23 protein-coding genes are annotated in these 24008 nt (G+C 42.1%); 9 read left to right on the top strand and 14 right to left on the bottom strand.

Annotated features, from left to right (window positions below):
* Window positions 1-210 precede the first annotated feature (210 nt).
* From MHB54_RS13395 to MHB54_RS13375, 5 genes are all read right to left on the bottom strand, one after another.
* Window positions 211-813, bottom strand: a complete 603-nt coding sequence (locus tag MHB54_RS13395; protein WP_023991092.1) for a class I SAM-dependent methyltransferase — start codon at window positions 811-813, stop codon at window positions 211-213.
* A gap of 164 nt (window positions 814-977) precedes the next feature.
* Complete coding sequence (locus MHB54_RS13390; protein ID WP_023991093.1) at window positions 978-2312, bottom strand: SMI1/KNR4 family protein; 1335 nt, start codon at window positions 2310-2312, stop codon at window positions 978-980.
* Window positions 2313-2651: 339 nt separating this feature from the next.
* On the bottom strand, window positions 2652-3179 hold the full coding sequence (locus MHB54_RS13385) for a hypothetical protein (RefSeq protein ID WP_023991094.1): 528 nt from the start codon (window positions 3177-3179) through the stop codon (window positions 2652-2654).
* A gap of 141 nt (window positions 3180-3320) precedes the next feature.
* Window positions 3321-3881 (bottom strand): DUF4303 domain-containing protein, encoded by a 561-nt coding sequence (locus MHB54_RS13380; RefSeq protein ID WP_028540953.1) that lies wholly within the window; start codon window positions 3879-3881, stop codon window positions 3321-3323.
* Window positions 3882-3986: 105 nt separating this feature from the next.
* Window positions 3987-5951, bottom strand: a complete 1965-nt coding sequence (locus MHB54_RS13375) for an elongation factor G (protein ID WP_028540954.1) — start codon at window positions 5949-5951, stop codon at window positions 3987-3989.
* 246 nt (window positions 5952-6197) lie between these two features.
* Here MHB54_RS13375 and MHB54_RS13370 point away from each other — a divergent pair, with 246 nt between their 5' ends.
* The 4 genes from MHB54_RS13370 to MHB54_RS13355 all read left to right on the top strand — a co-directional run bounded on the left by MHB54_RS13370 (window position 6198) and on the right by MHB54_RS13355 (window position 10792).
* On the top strand, window positions 6198-7829 hold the full coding sequence (locus MHB54_RS13370) for a DUF2075 domain-containing protein (protein ID WP_340981650.1): 1632 nt from the start codon (window positions 6198-6200) through the stop codon (window positions 7827-7829).
* Window positions 7830-8365: 536 nt separating this feature from the next.
* Window positions 8366-8905: an ATP-binding protein gene (locus MHB54_RS13365; RefSeq protein WP_340981649.1), complete on the top strand. Its 540-nt coding sequence runs from the start codon at window positions 8366-8368 to the stop codon at window positions 8903-8905.
* Window positions 8902-10401 (top strand): PIN domain-containing protein, encoded by a 1500-nt coding sequence (locus MHB54_RS13360; protein WP_340981647.1) that lies wholly within the window; start codon window positions 8902-8904, stop codon window positions 10399-10401. Before MHB54_RS13365 ends, MHB54_RS13360 begins: the two co-directional genes overlap by 4 nt.
* On the top strand, window positions 10379-10792 hold the full coding sequence (locus tag MHB54_RS13355) for a hypothetical protein (protein ID WP_340981646.1): 414 nt from the start codon (window positions 10379-10381) through the stop codon (window positions 10790-10792). The genes MHB54_RS13360 and MHB54_RS13355 overlap by 23 nt, the downstream gene beginning before the upstream one ends.
* A 44-nt stretch (window positions 10793-10836) precedes the next feature.
* Here MHB54_RS13355 and MHB54_RS13350 read toward each other — a convergent pair whose 3' ends face one another.
* Together MHB54_RS13350 and MHB54_RS13345 are read right to left on the bottom strand one after the other, a co-directional pair.
* Complete coding sequence (locus tag MHB54_RS13350; RefSeq protein WP_340981645.1) at window positions 10837-11373, bottom strand: GNAT family N-acetyltransferase; 537 nt, start codon at window positions 11371-11373, stop codon at window positions 10837-10839.
* Window positions 11374-11397: 24 nt separating this feature from the next.
* Window positions 11398-12381 carry a hypothetical protein gene (locus MHB54_RS13345; protein WP_340981644.1) on the bottom strand — a complete coding sequence of 328 codons (984 nt, stop codon included), beginning with the start codon at window positions 12379-12381 and terminating at the stop codon, window positions 11398-11400.
* Window positions 12382-13350: 969 nt separating this feature from the next.
* On the opposite strand from MHB54_RS13345, the gene MHB54_RS13340 reads away from it, so the two are divergent.
* The gene (locus MHB54_RS13340) at window positions 13351-13977 is read left to right on the top strand and encodes a DarT ssDNA thymidine ADP-ribosyltransferase family protein (RefSeq protein ID WP_340981643.1); all 627 of its coding nucleotides are present in this window, start codon (window positions 13351-13353) and stop codon (window positions 13975-13977) included.
* A 1-nt stretch (window position 13978) separates the two neighbouring features.
* Complete coding sequence (locus MHB54_RS13335; RefSeq protein ID WP_340981642.1) at window positions 13979-14686, top strand: DarT1-associated NADAR antitoxin family protein; 708 nt, start codon at window positions 13979-13981, stop codon at window positions 14684-14686.
* Window positions 14687-15252: 566 nt separating this feature from the next.
* Here MHB54_RS13335 and rlmH read toward each other — a convergent pair.
* Window positions 15253-15732 carry a 23S rRNA (pseudouridine(1915)-N(3))-methyltransferase RlmH gene (gene rlmH, locus MHB54_RS13330; protein ID WP_013312768.1) on the bottom strand — a complete coding sequence of 160 codons (480 nt, stop codon included), beginning with the start codon at window positions 15730-15732 and terminating at the stop codon, window positions 15253-15255.
* A gap of 161 nt (window positions 15733-15893) precedes the next feature.
* On the bottom strand, window positions 15894-16745 hold the full coding sequence (locus tag MHB54_RS13325) for a DNA-binding protein (RefSeq protein ID WP_340981641.1): 852 nt from the start codon (window positions 16743-16745) through the stop codon (window positions 15894-15896).
* A 165-nt stretch (window positions 16746-16910) separates the two neighbouring features.
* Between MHB54_RS13325 and MHB54_RS13320 the strand changes: the two genes are divergently transcribed.
* The gene (locus MHB54_RS13320; protein WP_023991113.1) at window positions 16911-17258 is read left to right on the top strand and encodes a helix-turn-helix domain-containing protein; all 348 of its coding nucleotides are present in this window, start codon (window positions 16911-16913) and stop codon (window positions 17256-17258) included.
* A gap of 59 nt (window positions 17259-17317) precedes the next feature.
* The gene (locus tag MHB54_RS13315; protein ID WP_340981639.1) at window positions 17318-17662 is read left to right on the top strand and encodes a helix-turn-helix domain-containing protein; all 345 of its coding nucleotides are present in this window, start codon (window positions 17318-17320) and stop codon (window positions 17660-17662) included.
* An 82-nt stretch (window positions 17663-17744) separates the two neighbouring features.
* Here the strand turns inward: MHB54_RS13315 and MHB54_RS13310 are convergent, their stop codons facing one another.
* The 4 genes from MHB54_RS13310 to MHB54_RS13295 form a co-directional block, all read right to left on the bottom strand.
* On the bottom strand, window positions 17745-18233 hold the full coding sequence (locus tag MHB54_RS13310; protein WP_023991115.1) for a DinB family protein: 489 nt from the start codon (window positions 18231-18233) through the stop codon (window positions 17745-17747).
* A gap of 28 nt (window positions 18234-18261) precedes the next feature.
* On the bottom strand, window positions 18262-19197 hold the full coding sequence (locus MHB54_RS13305; RefSeq protein ID WP_023991116.1) for an AraC family transcriptional regulator: 936 nt from the start codon (window positions 19195-19197) through the stop codon (window positions 18262-18264).
* Window positions 19198-19319: 122 nt separating this feature from the next.
* Window positions 19320-19487, bottom strand: coding sequence for a CxxH/CxxC protein (locus MHB54_RS13300; protein ID WP_007433184.1), 168 nt, complete (start codon window positions 19485-19487; stop codon window positions 19320-19322).
* Window positions 19488-19592: 105 nt separating this feature from the next.
* On the bottom strand, window positions 19593-20357 hold the full coding sequence (locus MHB54_RS13295; RefSeq protein WP_034095132.1) for a class I SAM-dependent methyltransferase: 765 nt from the start codon (window positions 20355-20357) through the stop codon (window positions 19593-19595).
* 233 nt (window positions 20358-20590) lie between these two features.
* Between MHB54_RS13295 and MHB54_RS13290 the strand changes: the two genes are divergently transcribed.
* Window positions 20591-22312, top strand: a complete 1722-nt coding sequence (locus MHB54_RS13290) for a cellulase family glycosylhydrolase (RefSeq protein ID WP_340981637.1) — start codon at window positions 20591-20593, stop codon at window positions 22310-22312.
* An 87-nt stretch (window positions 22313-22399) separates the two neighbouring features.
* Here MHB54_RS13290 and MHB54_RS13285 read toward each other — a convergent pair whose 3' ends face one another.
* Window positions 22400-23635, bottom strand: coding sequence for a S1C family serine protease (locus MHB54_RS13285; protein ID WP_076264614.1), 1236 nt, complete (start codon window positions 23633-23635; stop codon window positions 22400-22402).
* Between the last annotated feature and the right edge of the window lie 373 nt (window positions 23636-24008).

The following is a 24008-nucleotide window of genomic DNA, read 5'->3' as shown; positions in this document are numbered from 1 at the left end:
TCCAAAACACTGCGCTATTCGCATGCTCCTAATATACAAAAACGCTACTGACAACGGGATGTCAGTAGCGTTTTAGCATTTTTTCGGCTTCCTCGTAAATCCGATTTCGGACTGTACAAGAAGCATGGGGCTGTCTCATAAGGGGCGGCCTTTTATTTCGTTGTATTTTAGAATCCCGACTATAACGAGAGCTGATTTCTGCCTAAAAGTTTATTTTCGAGAATCAAGAATAAACATAGATGCATCTTGTCCCATGAATATTTTACTTCCATTATAAAAAGTTTTGGATTGAATATCTCTATACCCTATTTTAGTCATAATGTCAGCCAGCTCTTCTTGATTAAATCCGTTATGAACTAAATCTGAAACTACTTTTTCATTTTTATTAAAGTCTACAATTAGTAAATGTCCTCCTTCATTTAGAACATCCAATAATCTGGATAAAACGAATTCAACATCATGAATATGGAGCAGAACCTGAGCCATAAAAATATAGTCAGCATGAAGATCCGATAGACCTTCCTTTTCAAAATCAAAGCATATTGTATCTGCATTATGAATATGAAGATCAGTAATTTTTTGTTTTATTTGATTAATCATGTTTTGTGAAGTATCCAGAAAAAGCATAGAATTAAAATCGTTTAACAAGTTCATTCCGACAAGACCCGTTCCACACCCAAAATCAATAGCATTCTTACTATTAGCGTCAACTACATATTCACGAATGGCATCAGATGATGCCTTTGCAATTTGAATTCTTTCCGAAGTGTCATATATATTCGCTATCATTTCAAACTTATCCGTATTTCCCATAATTACCTCCCCAATCCGCCTTAATAAAATCCTGAATACAACAATATAGAATGATATTCTATCAAGCATTAGCATTTAGTCCACATTCTTATTCATGCTTATGGAAAACAAAACCTCTGTATGAATGGAGGAGACAACCTTGGGGTGGTTCATGTACACCTTCTTCACGATTCGTCTTTGTCGAAATAATCATCTGGCAAATGCAGTTCTCGCAAACAACCGATAAATTTTTCTCTGAAATTCGGATTGCTTTTATATTGCGGCCATACCGCCTTATAGTAAGGCAGCAACTTCTCATGTGGGATAATGCCCCAGTATAAAATTAAGTTATTCAGAACCTGCGGGCCGCCCCCCATCAACATCTGTTCAATAATCTGCCAGCTTCCCAGCTTGTTTTCGCAACTGCGCGCGGCATAGATGGCAGTGGTTTGCATTTTCGGGTCAGCGTGACACAAGAAAGGCGCAAAGTTCTGGAGAGTAATCGCACCGTAATCCTCCAAGATATACCCTGCATAACGCAACGTTTCCGGGTCGTGAATCCTGTCAAGCCTTTGCAAGATCACTGGAATAAACTCTGTTAAATTCACAGTTTTACTGGAAGCATGCAGAATCTGTAAAGCTTGCAGAAAATCCTCATGTTTATCCGATTGCAACAGCTCCAGAAGATATTTCCTACCCGTGTCAAAAGAAGTTTTGCAGATGAGCCAAATGGCTGTGGTCCGATTTTTTGGGCTTTGCTCCGCAATATTTTTCAAAAAAGCAAGGGTTGGCTGAGAGACTTTCTTAAACTTGAACATTCCATCAAGCGCTTTGGCTTGGATTTCTTCGTTTGGAGCGCTCTGATAAATCTGGATCAGCGCATTCTCATCACCCGGCATTCGACTACCAAACCACCCGATATCATAATCCAGAATAATTTCATCCAGCCAGCGCTCGTACCAGTCCAGAAAGCTGTCTTCATAGACAAAGAAAAAAGGATGATCGGGATGAAAATCGGAGGTGTACACAATTCTCCCCCTGTATTTCCCTTCAAGTACAAGATACATGTCGTATTCGCAGCCTTGGGTGCCTATGCACAACATGCCGCCCAGCACCTTATTACAGGCTTCGTCGTATTCCTCATCGGGAATGTCCTCATCCTTGGTCAGGGGCTCAATCAGATGGTTCCATTCCTCTTTCGTCATCCCGGGATGCAGAACGGATTTGGCAAGGAGTGCCTGGCGCTCGGTATAGGAAGCTGCCTTTTCAATTGAATAGATTCCATAGTAGGGGCCAGCGCCACCGTTGCCGATTTTCGTTAAAAATTGCGCGTAAGGCTCAGGAAGTGTGACCTGATTGTGGGCTTGCCAGTCCGCCAGCTCTTTTGCTGTAAGCTTCTCTTTAACCCTATATTGATGTGAGGATGCTCCAAACACCGAGAAATCGGCGTCTTTGCGCATGGCTTGACTCAGTTTGTTTTTTATCCGATCTAGTTGCGTTTCTTTCTTCCCAAACCACATATTTGAACCCTCCTGTTGACCATAGCCAGGTTTCCTTTGTTTGCTTATCCAGCAATTTTATTATTTTTTCTATGGGTCGTACCTCTTTAAAATGATATGTATCTTTAATTAATCTTTCATTGTAGCTTCTCTTAAGGTCCCCTGGACCACCTTAGATTACCATACAAAAAATGCATATGAAAGGAATCCATATGGGGCCAACACGAATTTGTTAGGATACGGAAACTTGGCAAATTTAATGACAAAGAACGTGATCATTTTTATTCTTGTTAGAAAGTGATGGTGTGGGCTAGCCCCCTTTGACCACTCAATGGGGGCTTAAAGTTCACAGGGACACGATTATTCGTTATCCGGCGTGGCCGGACTGGCCGGGGGCATCAAGCCTTTAACGGCGCCGAGAAACGGGCGAATGGATTTGATCATACCGTAGCCCATCTTCACGACCGGGACAAACTTCTGGATCATGCCGAACAGCCGCAGGCCGCCGCCGAGCATACCGCCAAGCCCTCCTGCGCCCGCAGTGGAGCCGCCCAGGCCGCCTAACAGCGAGCCCATCATCGGCAGGAATGCCGACACCTTGGCGTCCGGCTTGCGGGAGCGCGAACGGCCAGACGGCTTGCGCGCGCCGCCTTTCCGGTTGCCGAGACGGACGCCCGGAGCATGCGCACCAGCTCTGCGTTTGAGAGATCGGGAGTCTTGCTTCCCGGAAGAAGCGCGTGGGGGGACTCCGGCGCTGGCAAGTACCAACCCGCCGTAATTAACGTCGGTGATGTAGCCGACGTAAATCTCTCCGCTGTGCAGGGTGACACAGACCGGACGGCCCTGAAACTTCTTAGCCCGTGCACGCATCTCTTTCGATTGTGCCATGGAAGTTCACCTCGCTCACTGATTATAATTCAGTTTACGCCAGGGGCGGGCTGCCTGCTTGTGCGAATGGGACATACGCACGCCAAAAACCGCTTGATGATTAGGCATTTTACAACTCTCCCTCAAGAAACGCGAATGCCCTTACTCCGCCGCTTCTGCCAGCCATGCTTGCATAGCCGGAGACTCCACCCGATTCAAACGTAGGGCGATTTCCGTATTGATCTCATCCGGCGGCATAACCTCGACAAGGACACATACAGCCTCTCGCGGTTGATTCAAGGCAAACACGCCTTCATCATCGAGCGTTTTCATCGCCAGCTCCATTGCCTTCAGCCTCGAATCAAACTCACGATTCCTTTCGTCAGCCTCAAGCTCCGCAATAGAAGGACGCTCCATAAACAATTGTTTAACCTCATCGAAGTTTTCATCCCTGAAACAACAATAGGGTGAATCGGCATAGGACCATTTAATGAGTTCCGCAATCGTTGATCCCGGCGTGTCGCTTTCGTCTCCTTGCCTGACCGCTTCCCTCTCCAAGGCCTCCCATGACCAGGCGGAGATGCTTGGCGCATGTCCCTCTCCAGAAGTGAATAGCGTGCAGTAATAGTAACGTTCACCATTTTCAAAAAGAGTGCGAAAGGACGTCCTAGCCACATCAGCAATTTCTGCCGCCAGCGCCTGTATTTCATGCGTCGGTTCCATGACAATCGCCCCTTAGCCCTATAAAATATATATCTTATTTCCATTATAAAAATTGTTCGTCCTAAATCTACCTACTTTTCGCCTGAATCCTGGAAATGTGTGCGATTAAGGTTCTAATTCAAGGTGCATCTTGGCTTCCGCCTCATCCCATGGCACCGAGTAACCCGCCCCTTTGGCGCAAAAGATAGAGGAGGATGTATACAGTGGGTCTGCCTCTTTGCGGTAGCCCATCCGCTCTATGACTTCCTCCGTATTATGGCAGCGGTCGTAGCCGCTGAACACGCAGCGGATACTGCCTCGTCCATGCGTAAAGGATGCAAATTCGGTACTGTAGTTCATGAAAGTCGACACGGGCACCCTGCCCGTGACCACCGCTTGCGTTCCGGTTGTTTGCGGTGGATTAAAAATACCCGAAGCACGCTGAATATCGGACAGCACCCTACCCATTTCATCGATAGCGACCTTGATTTTGAAATCGTAATAGGGCTCCAGCAGCACGTTGTCGGCCTTCTCCAGACCCTGCCGTAGTGCTCGAAAGGCAGCCTCACGAAAATCGCCACCATGGGTATGTTCTTTATGCGCGCGGCCCCTCAGCAGCGTAATGTTTACGTCGGTGACTGGCATGCCGGTCAGCAGTCCGTGATGCTCCCGTTCATAGAGATGATTCCGAATCAGATTCTGATAGCTGACATTCAGATCATCAGCATGACATCTGCTATCGAACAGGATGCCGTTGCCCCTTTCTCCCGGTTCAATCAGCAAATGCACTTCCGCATAATGCCTGAGCGGTTCGAAGTGGCCGTACCCTTTCACAGCCGATTGAATCGTTTCCTTATACAAGATTTCTGGTTGTCCAAAAGAGATAGCAAAGCCAAACCGCTCTCTAACAAGCTGCTCCAGCACTTCCAGTTGAATCAATCCCATGACGCGGATAGAAATCTCCTGCAATTTCTCATCCCAAACGACGTTCAGAGACGGCTCCTCCGCCTCCAGCGTGCGAAAAGCACCGAGCACCTTCTGTACGTGTATCGAATTATCGAATAATACCTTCGATTGTAACGTCGGCTCCGAATCGTAAGCTAACTTGTCCGATATTGACCCCAGGCCTTGTCCGGCCCCGGCGGCGGACAAGCCGGCAACCGCAAACAAATCGCCAGCTTCCACTTGTTCCACCGGCTGCGATTTAAGGCCGTTAAACAAGAAGAGCCGCGTAACTTTTTCGTCATATTGAACTCCGCCGCTCTCGTAACTAAGCTGTTCTCTCACCTTCAGCCGACCACCCAGCGCCTTAATGAACGTGAGTCTCGCTCCGCCTGCATCGTGCCGAATTTTATAAACCCGCCCCTGGAACGAAGCATTCTCGTCATAAGTGGTTGTCGTCAGCAGATGCAGCTGATTCAGAAATTCAATGACGCCTGTATCCTGAAGCGCAGAGCCGTAAGCACAGGGGAAGAGAAGACCCGCCGCTATCATCCTCTGCAAGGCCTCCTGCCAGAAGCCGGAATCCTCCCTCCCCTCCAGGAATGCTTCCAGCAAGGCTTCGTCCCGCTCTGCCATGGCCTCCCGCAGCGGCTCGCCGACTATGCCGTCAGTGAAGCTCTGTGTAATGCAGCATACTTCCCCCGTCAACTGCTGACGGATATCCGCCTCGGTTCTGCCTGCATCCGCACCGATCCGATCCGTCTTGTTGATAAAGAAGAACGTCGGAATCCGATGCTTGCGCAGCAGCTGCCACACCGTCTCCGTATGGCCCTGGACACCTTCAACTGCGCTTACAATCAGGATGGCATAATCAATGACCTGAATCGCACGCTCCATCTCCGGGGAGAAATCGACGTGTCCGGGCGTGTCTATTAAATAATAGCTGTCTCCTTTATATTCTATTAACGCCTGATCTGCGAACACCGTAATACCCCTTGCCCGCTCGATGTCGTGGCTGTCTAGAAACGCATCCTGATGATCCACCCGCCCCCGCGACCGGATACTGTTCGTATGGTACAGCAGCTGTTCCGCAAAAGTTGTCTTACCTGCATCCACATGGGCGAACAGGCCAATCGTTAGTCGCTTCATAGAATCCCACTTTCAACGCTTCTTGTTGATACTGCTCATTTTATTAAAGCATAGAAATCGGGAGAGTGGGTAGGAGTTGGCTTTGAGAGAGGGTGTTTTTCCAAAAATTGTGTAGATAAACTTAGGATCATTTTCGCTGCCACGCATGCCCCTTAACTATTTAAGAGCTGCACATCTTACAGAGCATTTAATTGTAGTATACTGAAGTAGTCTTTACTAATTTCCTAGATTCTACAGGTGGCTAACATGACTAATAAACTTATTTTTAAAAAAATAGGCTTTTCTTCACATGACGCACAACAAATAGAGGAAGATTTGCTAACCAACCATCCCATTATCTACATTCTTTATAATCAGCACTCGCTCCAGGCTTATGTTGGCGAAACGGTTCAATTTAAACGGCGCTTAAAAAAGCATTTGGGTAATCCCCAGCGCAAGGGCCTTAAGCAAACCATACTTATTGGACATAAGCGATTCCACCAGTCTGCGACCTATAATATTGAGACTAATTTAATTAACTATTTGATCGCAGAAAATCGATACAGGCTTCAGAATGTCAGCCAGACGGTAAAAAGTGAGGTGCACAATTACTATCGAAAGCATTACTACAATGAAGGTGTTTTTAAAGAAATATGGGAAAAACTCAGAGACGAAGAAATTGTAAAAGAACCACTTGAAAAATTAAAGAATAAGGATACCTATAAGCTCTCGCCCTTTAAAGAATTATCCGATCAGCAGTTTGAGATTAAGAATCAAATCCTTAATTTCTGCAAGAAAAATATTCAAAAAACGGAGTCGCAAGTATTAATTATTGAAGGTGAAGCAGGAACCGGAAAAAGTGTGCTAATAAGTTCTCTGTTCAATACTATTCAGGACTATGCCAATGACAGTGACTCTATTCTGTACGGTACAAATAATTACTTATTAGTGAACCATAGCGAGATGCTAAAGACTTATCATAGTCTAGCTAAAAGCCTTCCCAATATTAAAAAGAACAAAGTTATGAAGCCCACAACATTCATTAATGATCAAAAAATAACGTCAGCTAATATTGTCTTAGTAGACGAAGCCCATTTGCTTTTAACTAAGGAAGATCGATATAACAACTTCAAAGGAAATAATCATCTCGAGGAAATTATTAAGAAAAGCAAAGTAACGATTGTCATTTTTGACCCGAAGCAGGTTCTAAGAATCAAAAGCTACTGGAACAAAAAAATGTTAGAAGAAATTACTGAAAAGTATCATCCTAAAACCTTTCGTTTACAAGATCAGTTCCGAATGAATGCCGATCCTGAGTTTGTTAACTGGATTGACAGCTTTGTATCGAAGGAGCTGATTAACATGCCACAGGTAAGTCAAAATACATATGACTTGCAGATTTTCAGCAATGCTCTTGAAATGAAGAAAGCGATTGAGGACAAGAACAAAAAGTTTGGCTTGTCCCGAATAGTTGCGACCTTTGATTATGAACACAAAAAGGACGGACAGATATACTACGTTGAGACAGACGGATTGAAAATGCCTTGGAATATTCCAGTTAGCGGCACGACCTGGGCGGAGAAAGAGGATACGATTCATGAAGTAGGTTCTATCTATACCATCCAAGGCTTTGATTTAAATTATGTAGGTGTCATACTAGGTCCTTCAGTCGGGTATGATGAACATACGGACCAAATCCTTATTGATACAACTAAATATAAGGATGTCGGCGCCTTTAACTCACGAAGTGATCTCTCTGCACAGGAAATACAACAAGCTAAACAAGATATCATTTTAAATTCAATTAACGTGCTGATGAAGCGCGGTATCCGTGGACTCTATATTTACGCTACAGACCCTAAACTAAGAAATAAGCTATTGTCTTTGGTTAATAGTTAAGGAGCCGATGCACCAAGCATAAGCGGTGGTCTCATGAAAGGCCGCCGCTTATACTATTGCCTCGGTTGATTATTTCAAACATATTTAAATACCTCATCTGCTGACTTAAATTCCGCCCTACTTATGAGTCGGTTCACCGTGCTGCCTGTAACGGCAAATTTTAAAGCCGTCCTTTTACTTTTTTTCTCGCTACATTACCATTAGCTGAATCCTTTGAGGCAATGACACAACAAGATATTTATCTTCACACTTAAAAGGCTACAAGAGGATTAACTATCAGTTGAATAGGGCGAAACTATCACGTTATTGAGTTTGACATAAACAATGATATGTTGTAGTTAGCTACTGCTGATATGTGCGATAATGAGAAACGTATTAGGTCAGGTGATAAATAAGATTAGTCAAGAAAATGATATTACGCAGAAGCAATTAGTGTCTTTCGTTTTTGCGTTTGTAAGTGAATTAAAAAACCCAGAATCAATCTAATTATGTTATGATTTGGTTGTACAATAAGCTTTACTAAGGAGATGCCCTTCTTGAAAAAATTAATTTTCATAGGTGGTATTCATGGTGTGGGAAAAACCACCATTTGTAATGAAATTGTTAGTACATACAGCTTAGACTTTTACTCTGCAAGTGAAATCATATCAAATGTAAAAAGAGAACAATTTTCTTCAAGCAAGCTTATCCCTGATATCGAGGATAACCAATATTATCTCATTGAGGGTATTAAAAACACTAAATCTGTTCACCAATATTCACTTCTTGATGGTCATTTTTGTTTAATAAATGACAAAAGAATGGTATCAAAGATCCCTGAGTTTGTATTCGATGAAATACATCCTGTTGCTCTTATCATTGTAGTAGATGAGATTAGCACAATCTTAAAACGACTAGAAAAACGTGATAGTAACAAGTATGACCCCTTATTTCTAGAGAAATTCCAGTATGAAGAATTAGAATATTCAAAATTTTTAGCAAATAGGTTGAATATTCCTTTACAGATTTATAATCAGGCTATTGATTCGAAGAATTTACTTCATGAATTTATAACCAATTTGGGAGTGGGAAAATGAGAGTTCTCCTTGATACAAACATTGTCATCCATCGTGAAACAAGTAACGTTCAAAAAAATGATATAGGAATACTTTTTAGATGGCTTGACAAGCTAAAGTATACGAAATGTATTCACCCTTTAACAGTGGGAGAAATCAAAAAGCATAAAGATGATAAAGTTGTAAACTCTATGATGATTAAGCTAGATAGTTATCATGTCCTGAAAACGGAGGCTCCTTGGAATGCCAGCATTGGAGAAATATCAAAAAAATACGACAAGAATCCAAACGATAAAAATGATACAAAGTTACTAAATGAATTATTATCTGGACGTGTCGACTTCCTTATAACTGAGGATAGAAAAATCGCTTTAAAATCTGTTGATCTTGGCATTTCTGACAAGCTTTTTACGATTGACTCCTTTTTAGAAAAAGTAACTAATGAGAATCCTGATCTAATTAATTATAAAATCCTTTCAGTAACAAAAGAATTTATAGGTAATATAAATATTAACGACAGCTTTTTTGATACTTTAAAAGAGGACTATCCGGGGTTTGAAAAGTGGTTCAACAAAAAGTCTGACGAGATGGCATATATTTGTTTAATGGATGGGAAAATCACTGCTTTTCTATACTTAAAGATAGAAGGAGAAGAGGAGAACTATACCAGCATTTCCCCACCTTTCTCTAAAAAGAAAAGATTGAAGATTGGAACGTTTAAAGTGATTCTTAACGGTTACAGGCTCGGGGAGCGTTTCCTTAAAATAATTTTCGATAATGCATTGAGGTTTCGAGTAGATGAAATATACGTCACAATTTTTGATAAAAGAATGGAGCAAATAAGACTCATCAATTTGCTTAAAGATTTCGGCTTCAATAGTCATGGAACAAATAATGGAACAGAGTTGGTTTATAACCGTGATTTCCAAAAAGCATTCGATGACCTCAACCCCAAATATACGTTTCCATATATAAATGCCAATAGAGAGATTTTCATCACTCCTGTATATCCCGAATACCATACAAATTTATTCCCTGATTCTATTCTAAGAACAGAATCACCTACTGATTATATTGAGAATGAGCCATATCGAAATGCAATAAGCAAAACATTTATATCTAGATCAATAGAAAAAAATCTAAACCCTGGTGATATTATTGTTTTTTATCGGACTGGTGGCTATTATAAGAGTGTTGTCACAACAATAGGTATCGTTGAAAATGTTATCACAGGTATTTCAGACCCTCACCAGTTCATATCCTTGTGTAAAAAGAGGAGTGTTTTTAACGATAAGGAACTTTGGGAGTTCTGGAATTACAAAAAGAGTAAGCCTTTCATTGTGAATTTCTTATACGCTTACTCTTTTCCAAAAAGAATTAACATGAAAAGACTTATAGAACTAGGGGTTATACAAAACGTTCATTCTGCACCTAGGGGATTCATTAAAATATCCTACCAGAACTTTAAAGACATCATTAGGGAGGCACAAATTGATGAACGTATTATTATCAATTAAACCAGAGTTTATTAAAATGATTTCTTCTGGAAAGAAGAAATATGAATTTAGGAAGACCATCTTTAGACGGACAGATATCAGAAAAGTTATAGTATATGCAACAGCTCCCGTCAGTCGTGTGGTCGGCGAATTTGAAATTGAATCTATTCTATTTGATGAAGTGCATTCTTTATGGGAAGAAACAAAATCGTACGCCGGAATAGATAAGAACTATTTTTTTAAGTATTTCACTGAAAAAGAGAAAGGATACGCCATTAAAATAAAAAATTACGAAGAGTATTCTAGGTCGAGGAAGTTGGACGATGTTTATCATTCAGTACCACCACAGTCATTTGCTTACATTGATGAAACCAAGACAGAAGGCAAGTTGAAAATCCAAGCTTCATTGTAATCATTAGTGCCTCATTTACTTTTAAAGTAGATGGGGCCTGCCATTTATTTCTCTACTAAAAATCCATTGTATACATACTCTATGGAATCTTGTTTATAATAATCCTTTAATACCTGTGTTTCTATAAAATTATAGTTACTGATATGGTTATCAAACATCTCTTTTCTAAAATGAGATATAGTTATTATTGGTTTTCTTGTTTTTAGAAATTCAAAGCATTTCTCAAATAGTTCTGAGCCAATACCTTGATTACGAAAATCCTCATGAATTCTAATTGTACAAATTTTTTTCTCGCGTTTTGTTTTTTTGAGAATTGCCAATCCAGATAATAAGGCTTGGGGATGTCCCTCAATTTCCGATAAAACTATAATTATCTCTCTCTTCCCATCTTTCAACTCTACTTCTGGGATTACTACATTATAAAACCAGTTTTCGAAATCAGGATAGCTTTCTGTCAAGTCTCTCAGATAATTATATAATTTATCCTTGGCTCTCTCACCAACTTCGTTAATCATAAAGTGTCTTAATACTTCGGGTTCAATTTCCGATACTTTATAAAAAGTATGCTGTATAATTTCCATATAAACAGGCCCCTCCCCCACTACCTATAAACCAATTATTGAGCTTAACCAGTTGCCTACAACCCCACCTAGAGCCCCTAGGAAAACCACTCCTAACATATACATCAACAAGATCATTCTTGTTCCTTTTTGATATTGAAATCTAGTCAAATCTGTAAAATCTTCAACATACTCAGACACCTTCAACTTATTTGTTTCTGAATCAATACTTTTTTTCGCTTTACTTTTTATATGATAGGCAATAATATTCTGATTCGTTCCTTCGATATAACTTTTCCAAAGATCACTTTCCAGCATTCTGCTATTTATTTCTTTTCCATGATGAATAATCAGGTCATCTGCATTTTTCAAAATCAAATAATGGACGGCTAATATTTGAAATTTACTTCCTTTATTAAACTTTTCTCTTAATTCTTCACTGCAACTTCGAATGTCATTCAATCTAAAATCTATTACTTCAGTATTTGTAAATTGATTACTAAAGAAACTAACCCCCCTAATTTTATCATTAATTAAATGTACTGCTTCTTTGTTGACTTCTAATCGTATTCTAAAATAATATCTTAATATTTTCATTGGAATGATAGTATTTATCTTTAGCTCTATCATAGTACCGGGCGTTTTATTATCTCTTTTAAATTCACTCACTTCAACCTGATTGTTTATTTCCAAAGAATAAATGAAGAATTCGGGCTTTCCTTCTATTCCGTTAACTAATAATTTTTTTGGCTCTCCATCAGTCGTAGTGAAGTTCTCATTAAAAATGGCGCTAGCTAATCTGTTATTTGATATTATACTTCCTAAGTCCTTTACCTGTTCTTTTTCTATAGGAAATGGCGCATATAAATAGATACTTTCTATATCTACAATATCCTCAATAAGCAAACCAAAATCAAAATAATACTTTTTTTTATTTTCACCTTTTTCCCAAAGATTCACATGAACAGTTGCCTCTTTGTTTAAGCTCTCGTCATTTTTTGTCGAGTACCACAAAGCGAAGCTTCTCATTTATCTTCTTTCCCCTTTTGTTAAGACAGATATTTTGGGATGAGTACCTCTTGAATCTATGTAATATTCTTCTAAACTTATATTATTATACTGGTCTGATAAAGTAAACTGAATGTCACCTTCTCTGCTTCCTGCAATAACTGCCTGGGAAATTTCTGCTTATAGGCGATTATGGGAATTAAACATTCACACTCGAATATATTTTAAAACCACTATTCCAAAGAAAGCCTGACTTCTATCTTTTCTATGATTTAACCTTACAATTACCCTGCAAGTTAGCCAATCATTATACACTAAAAAACTTGCACAAACCTATTTATCCATTTCTTCACATATCGTGGACCTGAGGTCCATATGATTTAAATATAGACTACTGTGAGCTTTTTTAGAGAATTAAGTTTTAGATTTCTTCTCTATCATTTTATAATCTTCAAAAAAACATTATATAGTAGAACAAAAACTGAAACAGTACAGAAAGCGGAGAATGTTCAGTACCGACTAATTTCCCAAGGAACGGGAAGTTAACTATCGAGTAAATCGTGGTAATATTCCTTGATTAAGAACGTGTATATTGTGGAATCCTGGATACTGGCGATCCGAGAAATGGACTTGTTCCAGAGCATCTATCGCTGTAGCTGAAAACGGGGACTTCGTGATTTGCAATGTGATCGCCGCTCGTCATTCATTCAACGATCAACGGGGAAAGACTCCTTGGAGGAAATGACTAAAGGATAAATTTGCTGCAGCAACTCTGCAAAGGATTACGAAAATAGAGGCCTATCTTGCATGATGCAAATACAGGCTCCCACGATCTTTTCTTTAATAAACGTGCCGCTACTTATGATACGGTTCCCCGTATCTATTTAAAGGTAATGTTCTATTTCTTGGTGGTCCAGTATATGGTAGCCATAGTGCCTATACGCTATACTATTAGGTATCATGTACTACAGATATTTGGGGGGATCATCTATGAGACAAGCTATAAAGGATCTTGGAATTGATTACTTAGTTCACTTCACACAAGCCGATAATTTGTCGAGTATCTTCAAAAGTGGTATTTTACCAGTATCTCTACAACGTTCAAGAAATATACCAGCAAAGAGAAATGATCTATTCAGGATGGACTTCTGCGAAGGAGCGACAAGCACATCCATTCACTTTCCAAACTATAGACTATTCTATAAATTTCGAATGAACGATAGATCAGTCGATTGGGTTGTATTAGCCCTGTCGACTGATCTACTACATGAGAAACAATGTGCATTTTGTACAGATAACGCCGCTAACTCTAACATATCCCAACAAGCATTAAGGGACCGTATGGGTCCAGATGCTCTTCAAAGAATGTTTGATGACGTTCCTGGTAAACCGCCGAGAACTGTTCTCGGTACACCAGATTCTTCTCCAACTAACCCACAAGCTGAGGTACTTGTATTTGGGGAAATTGAACCTCGATACATCGGAGCAATAATATTTGAGAATAATACGACTTTAGAAAAATACCGTCACCTTCTTCCAGAAAACCTTCAGGTTGAAGTTCTGGATGGATTCTTTGCCCCAAGGAAAGACTATGCCCACTGGCGAAGGGAGGAATAACATGGCGACAAGGCCAGTTTTCATCTCAGTTCTGAGTAATCCTAATTACGTAGATATTGACGATATTGAGTTCGAATGGTTTCCTGGTTTCTCAGTAAAACAAAAACAGCGTTCAATCGCTTCACTTCACGAAAGCTTCAAGCATAAATATTCATCCCTAAATATTTTAGAAATATCGAGCAAATCAGAGAACGAATTAGGCGTTGCTTTAAGTGCCTTTAATCTAACAATTGAAACAAAAAATAATAAGTCCTTTAGTGTGGAAACTGCATTTCAATCCAGTAAAGTGTTTGAACATGGTGGTCCATACATTGACTTGTTTGGACGTACTTCAAGAGAAGCCAAAAAGGACCCCCGATTAAAAACAAGCGGTAAACTGATCCGATTTCAGTATTTTAACCGTGCATGGCCTCTGGAGCCTAAAACATTATTTTATGACTGGTTATACATTAATGCACTTTCGCTTAATACAGATCTCAGTAAACTGATTCTTGAATACGACGCATTTTCTGACATTGAGTTTAACCCAGAGAAGTCTATAAACTGTCAGGCCAGATCCGCCGCATTGTATATCTCTTTACACCGTAAAGGCCTCCTAAACCACGTCTTAGAATCAACAGATAATTATATTAATACTTTGGTTACTACTAAGGAAATATCCAGTCGGGAAATGCCAGCTCCACCAGAACAATTAGACCTCTTTAGTTAGTGCTTACGGAGTAAGCTAATTTGCTCAAAAGACTTTACATCGAGGGGCGGGCATGATAGGCTAACTTGCCATTGCGAAACCCTTTCGGTTTCGCCCTTTCGCATGAAATCATGCCTGTAGAGGCTCCATGTCAAGTCGGCTATACAATAACATGAGATATGAAACGTCAAGATCTTGCAGAAAAAAAGGCTTGGAGTTTTCCCCTTGCCTTTTATCTGAAATGAAATGTACTACTGAGTAAGCCTGTATTCTTTTCACTGTTAAACATGTGCTAAACAGCACGCCTGATTCCTAATTGAATGTACTTAGACTTGTACTAAACAGCATAACTTGAGGACTTCATTATCCTATCAAATGAGTTAGGTCCGTTGGAATTTCGGCAGTTGCTCCAAACAACAGTTCTAGAAATTGAAGCAACAAAAAACAAACTTCAGTCTGTACACTTTTCATTTATTGTACATTTGCCTGAAGATGATTAGGACCCCAAAGGCCCCGGTCTTTTACATAACCTCGTAAGTTCCAATTCATATGTCCTTCGGGCTTTATCTTTTAACAAAAACCATTACCTATTTATGATACGGTTCCCCTCGATTAATCTTCACCGCTCGGTAAATCTGCTCCACCAGCACCAATCGCATCAGCTGGTGTGGCAAAGTCATTCTTCCGAAGCTCAGCTTTTGCTGGGCGCGGCGGAGGACTTCGTCAGAGAGACCGTGGCTACCGCCAATGACGAAGACAACATGGCTTGTACCGTAGGTGCCGAGCTTGTCCAATTCCTCTGCGAGTTCTTCCGAGCTCCACAGTTTGCCGTCGATGGCGAGTACAATCACATGTGCTTCACTTTTCACATGAGCAAGAATGCGCTCTCCTTCCCGCTCCTTAACCTGTCGTACTTCCGCTTCGCTCAGTGTGTCAGGAGCCTTTTCATCGGCTACTTCGATCATTTGGAACTTGATGTATGGCCCTAGCCGTTTAGCATATTCCTGAATACCCATGACCAAATACTTCTCTTTTAACTTGCCCACACCTATAAGCTGAATAAACAAATTCCATACCCCTATCTATGTCGAATGATAATGTAAAATTGTATTTACGATCCCTAACATGAAAAGATACCTTTAACATAGTTATTTTAGCACCTGCAACGTCTCTTACCTATCTATTTCCTCTCCACTACGAGCCTATTCCCTGTTCAGATTATAGCGGATTATTCATTTACGCTCTCTACAATGAAATGCCTATCCATTTCATATTCATCAACACACTGCATCAACATCTTTCGATATTGGCTGATTTGTTCCGCTGTCGCTGACTCACGCAGTGATTCAAACAATGCTGTACATTTCTTAAATTGACCATCATTGCCCGACTGATCGGCTAGTTGCATCGCCCGCACAGTAAGCCCCACTGCATCCTGTAATCTGCCACACTTCCGATAGTACAAAGCCAAATGATAGCAGTAGCTATAATAGTAGGATACGTTCTCTGCGTCTTCATAACTTTCGAATTCATCAATCTGCTCTGCAAACGTATGTAAAATATCTGCCACATCCAAATGGTACATAATCGCTGCCTGTAATATGGTATTCAGCCCCGGTAATATTTCCTCTAGATTAGCCTGCAAAAAGGCTACGTATTCCTCGATCAGCTCTATATTTCCAGACAAAATATCTACTGCATATAAATTAGTTTTGGCTAAAAACCTGAATTCCTCCACAACCTGATTGTCTTCTTCCTTTAAATCCTCCATCCACCCCAGCTCAGCATACTTATAGATGCACTCCCTTGCCTGCTCATATGCACCCTGGTTCTGGTGAGCCATTCCACACATCAGGTGACTGAATCCAAAATAATATACCAACGGACGTTCTAAATTGACATGCGGGATGGATAATTTCATTGCTTTATGATACTGACGTTCTTCATAGATACGCTGGACACATTGGTACAAAATATCCGCCGTCTCCATCACCTTTTTCCAATTTTCAAAAGCCACAGCCATCTCTAACATTTCAACAATGATGTCCGGTTTAAGTGATTTCAGGATAGAAGTTCTCAAGAGTAGCCCCTCCTTGTATTTCCACTCATAACCAATTGTATAGAAAGTGAAAAAGGAGGTCAATATAAATAATACTTAAAAGTACAGTTTTATATGTATTTATTTTGTATAAGATGGTCTGTAACGATATTCTCTCCTCTTCTAACCTTAAGTGGAGGTGATTACATGAGTTTACCAGAAAGTGTCGGAAACCGAATACGAGAACTGAGAAAAGCTAAAGGATGGACACAGGAACAACTGGCAGAAGCCGCAGGACTTCATTACAGTTATATTGGTGGAGTAGAACGTGGAGATCGTAATATTTCATTGGAGACGTTGGAAAAAATAATTCTAGCATTAAACGTTCCAGCCTTTGAACTTTTTCAATTCGATGAAAATACGGATCGAAAACAGATCATAAATGAACTTATGTTACTCATAAATTCAAGAGAAACAACAGAGCTCGAAATTCTTACTACTATAACAAAAAATATTGTTGCTTTAGTTGAGTTACAACAAAAAAGAATTGAATAATTCTTTTCTACCTGACTTTTACACTTCATCTTCCATAAGCTTGTTATGAGGTGGTTAGTATGACAGAATTACGCAAGCAAATGGGTACAAGAATCCGGGCTATTCGAAATGCAAAGGGACTTACACAGCAAAAACTGGCTGACATCGCAAGCTTGGACTATAGATATATTGGTGCATTAGAAAGAGGCGAAAGAAACTTTTCTATTGATACCTTGGAGAAAGTGTTAACCGCCTTAAACGTGTCTATCAGTGAATTGATGTTTTCCAAAGAACATATGACTGAAGACGAAACTATTCGGCAAGAGGCAATAGATGAGTTTGTTGCGTTGACCAGCAGATTGAATGAAGAACAAATCAGCATCCTCAGACGCGTTAGTAAAGAAGTCTCACGCGCGTTCAAGTAAGTCATGCCATCCTATAAAGGCCTTAAATAAAACCAAAAAAGAGCACCGCACAGGTGCCCTCCAAACGTTTTATAAAAGATACTCAAGCATACAACATAAAAAAGCTCACTTCATGTCCCAGTTGCTTCAGATAATTATAAATCTGCGAGCGGTGATGGAACACATGGGTCACGGTCTCAATCTGCCATTGAACCTGCAAATGTCCATGCTCCATATAGAAAGCTTTCGTCGAACGATTCAGATAATCTTCCTCGCTAAGCGAAAGAATGTAAGCCTTATAAGCTTCAAAATTCTGTCTGAAAGTCGCAGCCAAGCGCTCGGGATCTTCCACCCTGGACAGACTGTTTTCAATGCTTCCCACTTCACCCTCAGACTTCTCCTGCATTATCGCAAGATCCGAAGCAGGAATAAGCACAAAGTGATGCACTAACTCCAGCAGCGAGCGAAAATTGTCTTGCGGGCGAAAGCACCAATCCTCTGGGCGTATTTTACGGATCAAGGCTTCCCCTGTCCGTACTCCTGTCTCCAGCTCATTCAGCAAATGATCGCGAACTTGCAGCGTTCCACTCATATTCACATCTCTCCTTTGCCATTCTTATTCATATTTTGAGTATAGCCGAAGCCTCTGGGCGTGTATTGTAAAAATCGGACAACTTCCGTAAATCCTTAGCCGCAGTATGCGGAGAATCTCCATAAAACCTGCGGAAATCGCGGATTAAATGCGCCTGGTCGAAAAAGCTGTGCTTCAATGCCAGCTCCGTCCAATCCAGACCCCCGCCGCTTTGGATACTGTGCAGAACGCTCTGGAAGCGGACGACTTCACTGAACTTTTTGGGGCTGATTCCGATCCACTGCCCAAACTTGCGGTTAAGCTGTCTTTCACTGATCGCCTCACACTCCGCAAGCTCCTTAACCCCCACACTCCCGCCGCTCACAAAGATGCGATGCAGCAAGTTTTTCATCAGGTCACAATCGCTTATCCTACGGCGCAGCAGAAGCTGGTTAAGATACTCATCCATTATGCGCACCCGTTCATTGAAATTCTGCGCTTCCATAATGCGCTCACCTATGACGGCGATGCTTTCGGGCCAGAGATCTTCCAAGCGATAATTACCACCTGTAAACAAATGAGTCGGCATACCGTGAAAATAATGTGCCCCACCGGGAAAAAATCGCACCGCAAAAATGCGTGTCTCGGACCCTGCTTGTCTGGCAGACACAAACGGTTGCGTAAATGTCCCACAGTACGAGAGTTCCTGACGCTTACTCACCGGGTCGTATTCAAATAGAATATCCGTACAGCCGTCAGGTAATACCCGCTCCATGGTTTCTTCATGCGGCAAGCTTAACAAAGCGGTGTCTTCGCACGAAGCTGCTAGATTCTCTTCTACCACCCTATTAGCCGGACCGGACTCCCAATAACAGGCCACGTAAGCTTTCAGCGCAGCAGACGGCTTTTGTTCGATATAATACGTGGAGAGATCACTTCCATTGACTTGAAGCGGACGAAATAGTGAATGCAGCAAAGGGTCCATCCATCGTTCACTCCTGTCTCAGCACGTGATGGGAATAAATATAGCTCTATGTATGGGGTATTTTTGCAAAAATTCTGGTATACAAAAAGGACGTTTCTGCCCGAAACGCCCGTGCTTGTTTTTTAGACGACCAAAAACTCTGCTTTGTTCTCACATTCCTTGCACTTCACTGGAGGGTCCCAATCCGAAAATTTCGTTTCCTTAAGATCGACGACATCCGGTGCATCCTCGTATTCATCGACGAACATATCAATTGCCAGTTCCACATGCTCTTTACATACCACGTACATTCCAGTTGCATCCCTTTCCGTTTGAAGCTCTTCCTGTTGTAGGTGTGTCAAAACTGCCTACTTTTGTTCTACCACACTTGACGGGGAAAGGAAAGGGCTTGCTTTTTACCCCAAACGTCTGGTTGTAAAAATAAGAAAATTAGTGACATTCAAGTCCTCGTGAAAATGAGGATATTTCTCCAACATTTCGGCAGACGGCTTGGGTTCGATCATCCCTTCCAACAGCAAACCCGCCTCAATAATGGTCTGTACATAGCTGCTCAGCGTACGGTGAAAGTACAAAAACTTTTCTTCCTGATCATAAGGGATCGCTTGCTCCAATGGGCCTTCGTTGAAATATTGATCCACTTTCCAATATAGTTTTTTCCCTGTCTCATCCTTCACCCAACCACTCTGTGGCGTCTGGAAGCACGGATGCAGAATAGAAAAAATAAAGCGGCCTCCTGGAACTAATAATCGCTGCATTTCGGCAATCGCCTGCTCATAATGAGCCAAGTCCTGTATGACCATATTGGACACGATCAGATCAAAGCTCTGGTCCCCGAACATCTCCAGCTTTTCCAGATTGCCGTGGTGATATGTAATTCCCAACGCTGACGGCGTCCGCTCTTTGGCTAGCCTCAGCATCTCTGTCGAGTAATCGACAGCCTCTACCAACGCACCCACCCTGGCCATTTTACGGCTTAAATAGCCTTCGCCACAGCCGGCATCCAGCACTTTTTTGCCCCCGAGAGGTCCCATACAGGCTTGCAATGCCGGGTTTAGCAGTACTTCGCGAGATCGATCTCCTTCCTCCGTGTACTTGGCAGTAAAGTTTCCTGCATGCATATCCCAGCGTCGAATGGCCTCTTCCGTGTCCCACTTATTCATATTCATCTCCTTCTTTCTTTTGTATTTACAAATCCGGTGCTATACTACAATCCACGTAGGGTCATAGATTCTACACTCATTTCTGTATTTTTTCAATAATAACGCTTACAAAATTAAAATATCTAATTAACACATGATTTTTACATGAATTATACAGGTATTCCATATTCAAATAGTATGGTAGTGTTTTATTGGAAAGCGCTTTCAAAAATAACTTTGTAAAGGGGCCTGTTATGTTAAAACGAAGACCCGTTTCATTGCTGTCGTTGACGCTTGCCATTACCCTGTTGTTATCTACGTTCGCATCCGTTGCCGCTGCTGCCGAATCTGACGGACAAGCACCACAAGCTGCGGCTGCGAGCAGCATGCAATCGTATGTGGAAGCCATGCAGCCTGGATGGAATTTAGGAAATTCTCTGGATGCTGTGGGGGCGGATGAAACAGCCTGGGGCAATCCGCGCATTACCCAGGCGTTGATCCAGCAAATTGCTGCCCAAGGGTACAAAAGCATACGCATCCCGGTCACCTGGGATAAGCACATTGGAGCAGCACCGAACTATACCGTTGAGTCTGCCTACATGAACCGTGTGGAAGAGGTTGTTCGCTGGGCACTGGATGCTAATCTGTACGTCATGATTAATGTCCATCATGATTCATGGACGTGGGTAAGCAGTATGGAGCCCAAACATGATGAGGTGCTGGCTCGCTATAACGCATTATGGACACAAATTGCCCCACGCTTTAAAGACCAGCCTAACAAGCTGATGTTCGAAAGTATTAACGAACCCCGTTTCTCCGAAGGAGGGACTACGGATGAAACGAAAATGAATCAGATGCTCCAAGAACTGAATGTATCCTTCCATAAAATTGTCCGCGCCTCTGGTGGTAAAAATGCCACTCGTCCCCTTGTTCTGCCTGGCTTGGACACCGCACCTGCTCAGGCCAAAATCAACGAGCTGTACAACACGATAACCAAGCTGAATGATCCCAATCTGATTGCCACCGTCCACTATTATGGTTATTGGCCTTTCAGTGTAAATATTGCGGGCCATACTACTTTTGATAAAGATACTAAAAACGATATCATCCAAACCTTTGATAACGTCTATAACACCTTTGTAGCCAAAGGTATTCCGGTTATTGTAGGTGAATTCGGTCTACTCGGCTTCGATAAACATACAGGCGTTATTGAACAAGGCGAAAAGCTGAAATTCTTCGAGCATTTAACCTATTACATGAAAGAGAAGAAAATAACAGGTATGCTCTGGGATAACGGCCAGCATTTTAACCGTACAACGTACAAATGGTCTGATCCTGAGCTCTTTAATGTTATTAAAGCCAGTCTAAAAGGGCGTTCCTCCAATGCAGACCGTGATCTCATTCACTTGAAGAAAGGCACCTCTGCTCAGGACACCAAGGTCACCTTAAACCTGAATGGCAATCAGCTGAAAACACTCAGTGTGGGCAGTAAGCAACTAACACAGGGCACCGACTATACGCTGAGCGGAGATACATTAACCTTAAAAGCCAGCTTGCTCACCAGCCTGACCACTTCCGGTAAATATGGGGAGAATGCCGTCATTACCGCTAAGTTTAACAAGGGGGCAGACTGGAATTTCAAAGTAGTCGTGTATGATACCCCAAAATTAAGTGCTGTCGAAGGGACTACACAAACCTTTACCATTCCAACGGAATTCCGCGGTAGCCAGCTCGCCACGATGGAAGCCGTTTATACCAATGGTGGCAATGCCGGTCCACAGGATTGGACGCCTTATAAAGAGTTTGGCAATACTTTTGCCCCTGCCTATGATGCCAATGGCATCAAGCTGCTGCCTGAATTTTTTAATAGTGTAAAAGATGGTGAAGTCACGCTGAAGTTCCATTTTTGGAGCGGCGATGTGGTGACATACAAAATCACCAAGAGCGGAACCCGTGTAACGGGAACGACATCCTAATCAAAGGCTCAGCAGAAGATCGAAAAAAGGCGTTCCCGGAAATGAGCCGGTGAACGCCTTTTTTTATAGTTAAGCCTATAAGTTACCTTAGCCTTCCGGCTTATCTGTTAATTTTAACATCACCGTTTCTTCCTTGCCTGCCCGGTAAAAAGTAACTTTCAGCTCATCGCCAATCTTCTTGTTATCGTACAAGTAGCGACGCAAATCAAGCGTAGAGTTAATCGGTTCGCTATCAAACGCTGTAATGACATCGTTCAGCTTCAAGCCAGCTTCCTTGGCAGGACCGTGGGCTTCCAGAACGACTGCTCCATTCTTCACGCTGTCCGGCAGCTTGAGCTCCTTGCGCTGAGTTTCATCCAGCGGTGCATATTCATTATTGAGATCGACCGTGTATACCCCCAGATAAGGGCGGGTGATCTTGCCGTCCTCAACCAGTTCATCCACCGTTTTCATCACCTCATTGGCGGGAATGGCAAAACCAAGTCCCTCAACACCTGTATCAGCGATTTTCATCGTATTGATGCCAATCACACGTCCGTCCAGATCGACCAGCGCGCCGCCGCTGTTTCCCTCATTAATCGCCGCATCGGTCTGGATGACATGCTGCTCCCAGTCATATACGCCATCCTGATTAATGGAAATCGGAATGATGCGATTCGTATAACTCACAATACCGGAGGTAAGCGTGTCTCCCAAGCCAAGCGGGTTGCCAATAGCAATGACCGTTTCACCCAGACGAAGTTTACTGGAGTCGCCGATATCCGCTACCGTGCTAATGCCTTTATCGTCAACTGCCAGTACAGCGATATCACTAATGCGATCCTTGCCGATCAGCTTTGCCTCTTTTCTGACGCCGTCTACCGTTACAATATCCAGATCATCTGATCCTTCGACCACATGGTTATTTGTCATAATGAAGGCTTTGCCTGAACTCACTCGGAAAATGACACCCGATCCAAGCGCGGATTGTTCCGTGCTTTTACCATCTTCCTCTTTCAGATTCACGATGCTGACGACGGCTGGGCGCACCTTGGCTGCCGCCTGCACAATCCGATCATACGGATCACCCGCTGCTTGCCGCAAGGGATAGTGACTGGCTCCCGTTACCGCCGTAGTGGAGGGCAGGCCTGTAATAAAGCTGAACAGAAGCACAGCAACCACTGCACTGACTGCACCGCTAATGACAGCAGCTTGCACCGGACTTACTCCACGCTTCCTGTGTGGCCAACGTCCACGTCCTCCACGGCGCGCCTTAAATGCCATTTTTTTAGCCGCACGTGTGGATACCTTTGTTGAATAAAAATCGTCCTCAAACAAGCCCATGCTAATCCTCTCCCCTTCGTTGTCATGCACCGACACTCACTAAAAAATTAGGGCTATTCGGGCTTGCGCCAACCTATGCTACAGAGAACCTGCTCCGTTGAACATCTCAAATGGATTGAATATCCCTTATCATCGGAATCCAGCAACCAATCGTTCCGGCCTACTTATTAATCACCACAAATGGTGCCTTCCTAAGCAACCGAATCTCATAAATTAGCATACACGCCGAATCTGACCCCGAATAGAGGAAAAAAGAGGAATGATTTCCAAACCAATGGACTACAATAGTAACAAGTCTTCTATTCTATTACAAAATGATCGTCTCATAGAGACGTTCTGGCCTGTTCCCGTCCGCTTAAAGCTGCCTATACTT

Source organism: Paenibacillus sp. FSL M7-0802, assembly GCF_038004945.1.
GTDB lineage: Bacteria > Bacillota > Bacilli > Paenibacillales > Paenibacillaceae > Paenibacillus > Paenibacillus polymyxa_B.
The sequence above is the reverse complement of the archived record's forward strand: the minus strand, read 5'-3'. Positions and strand labels throughout refer to the sequence as shown.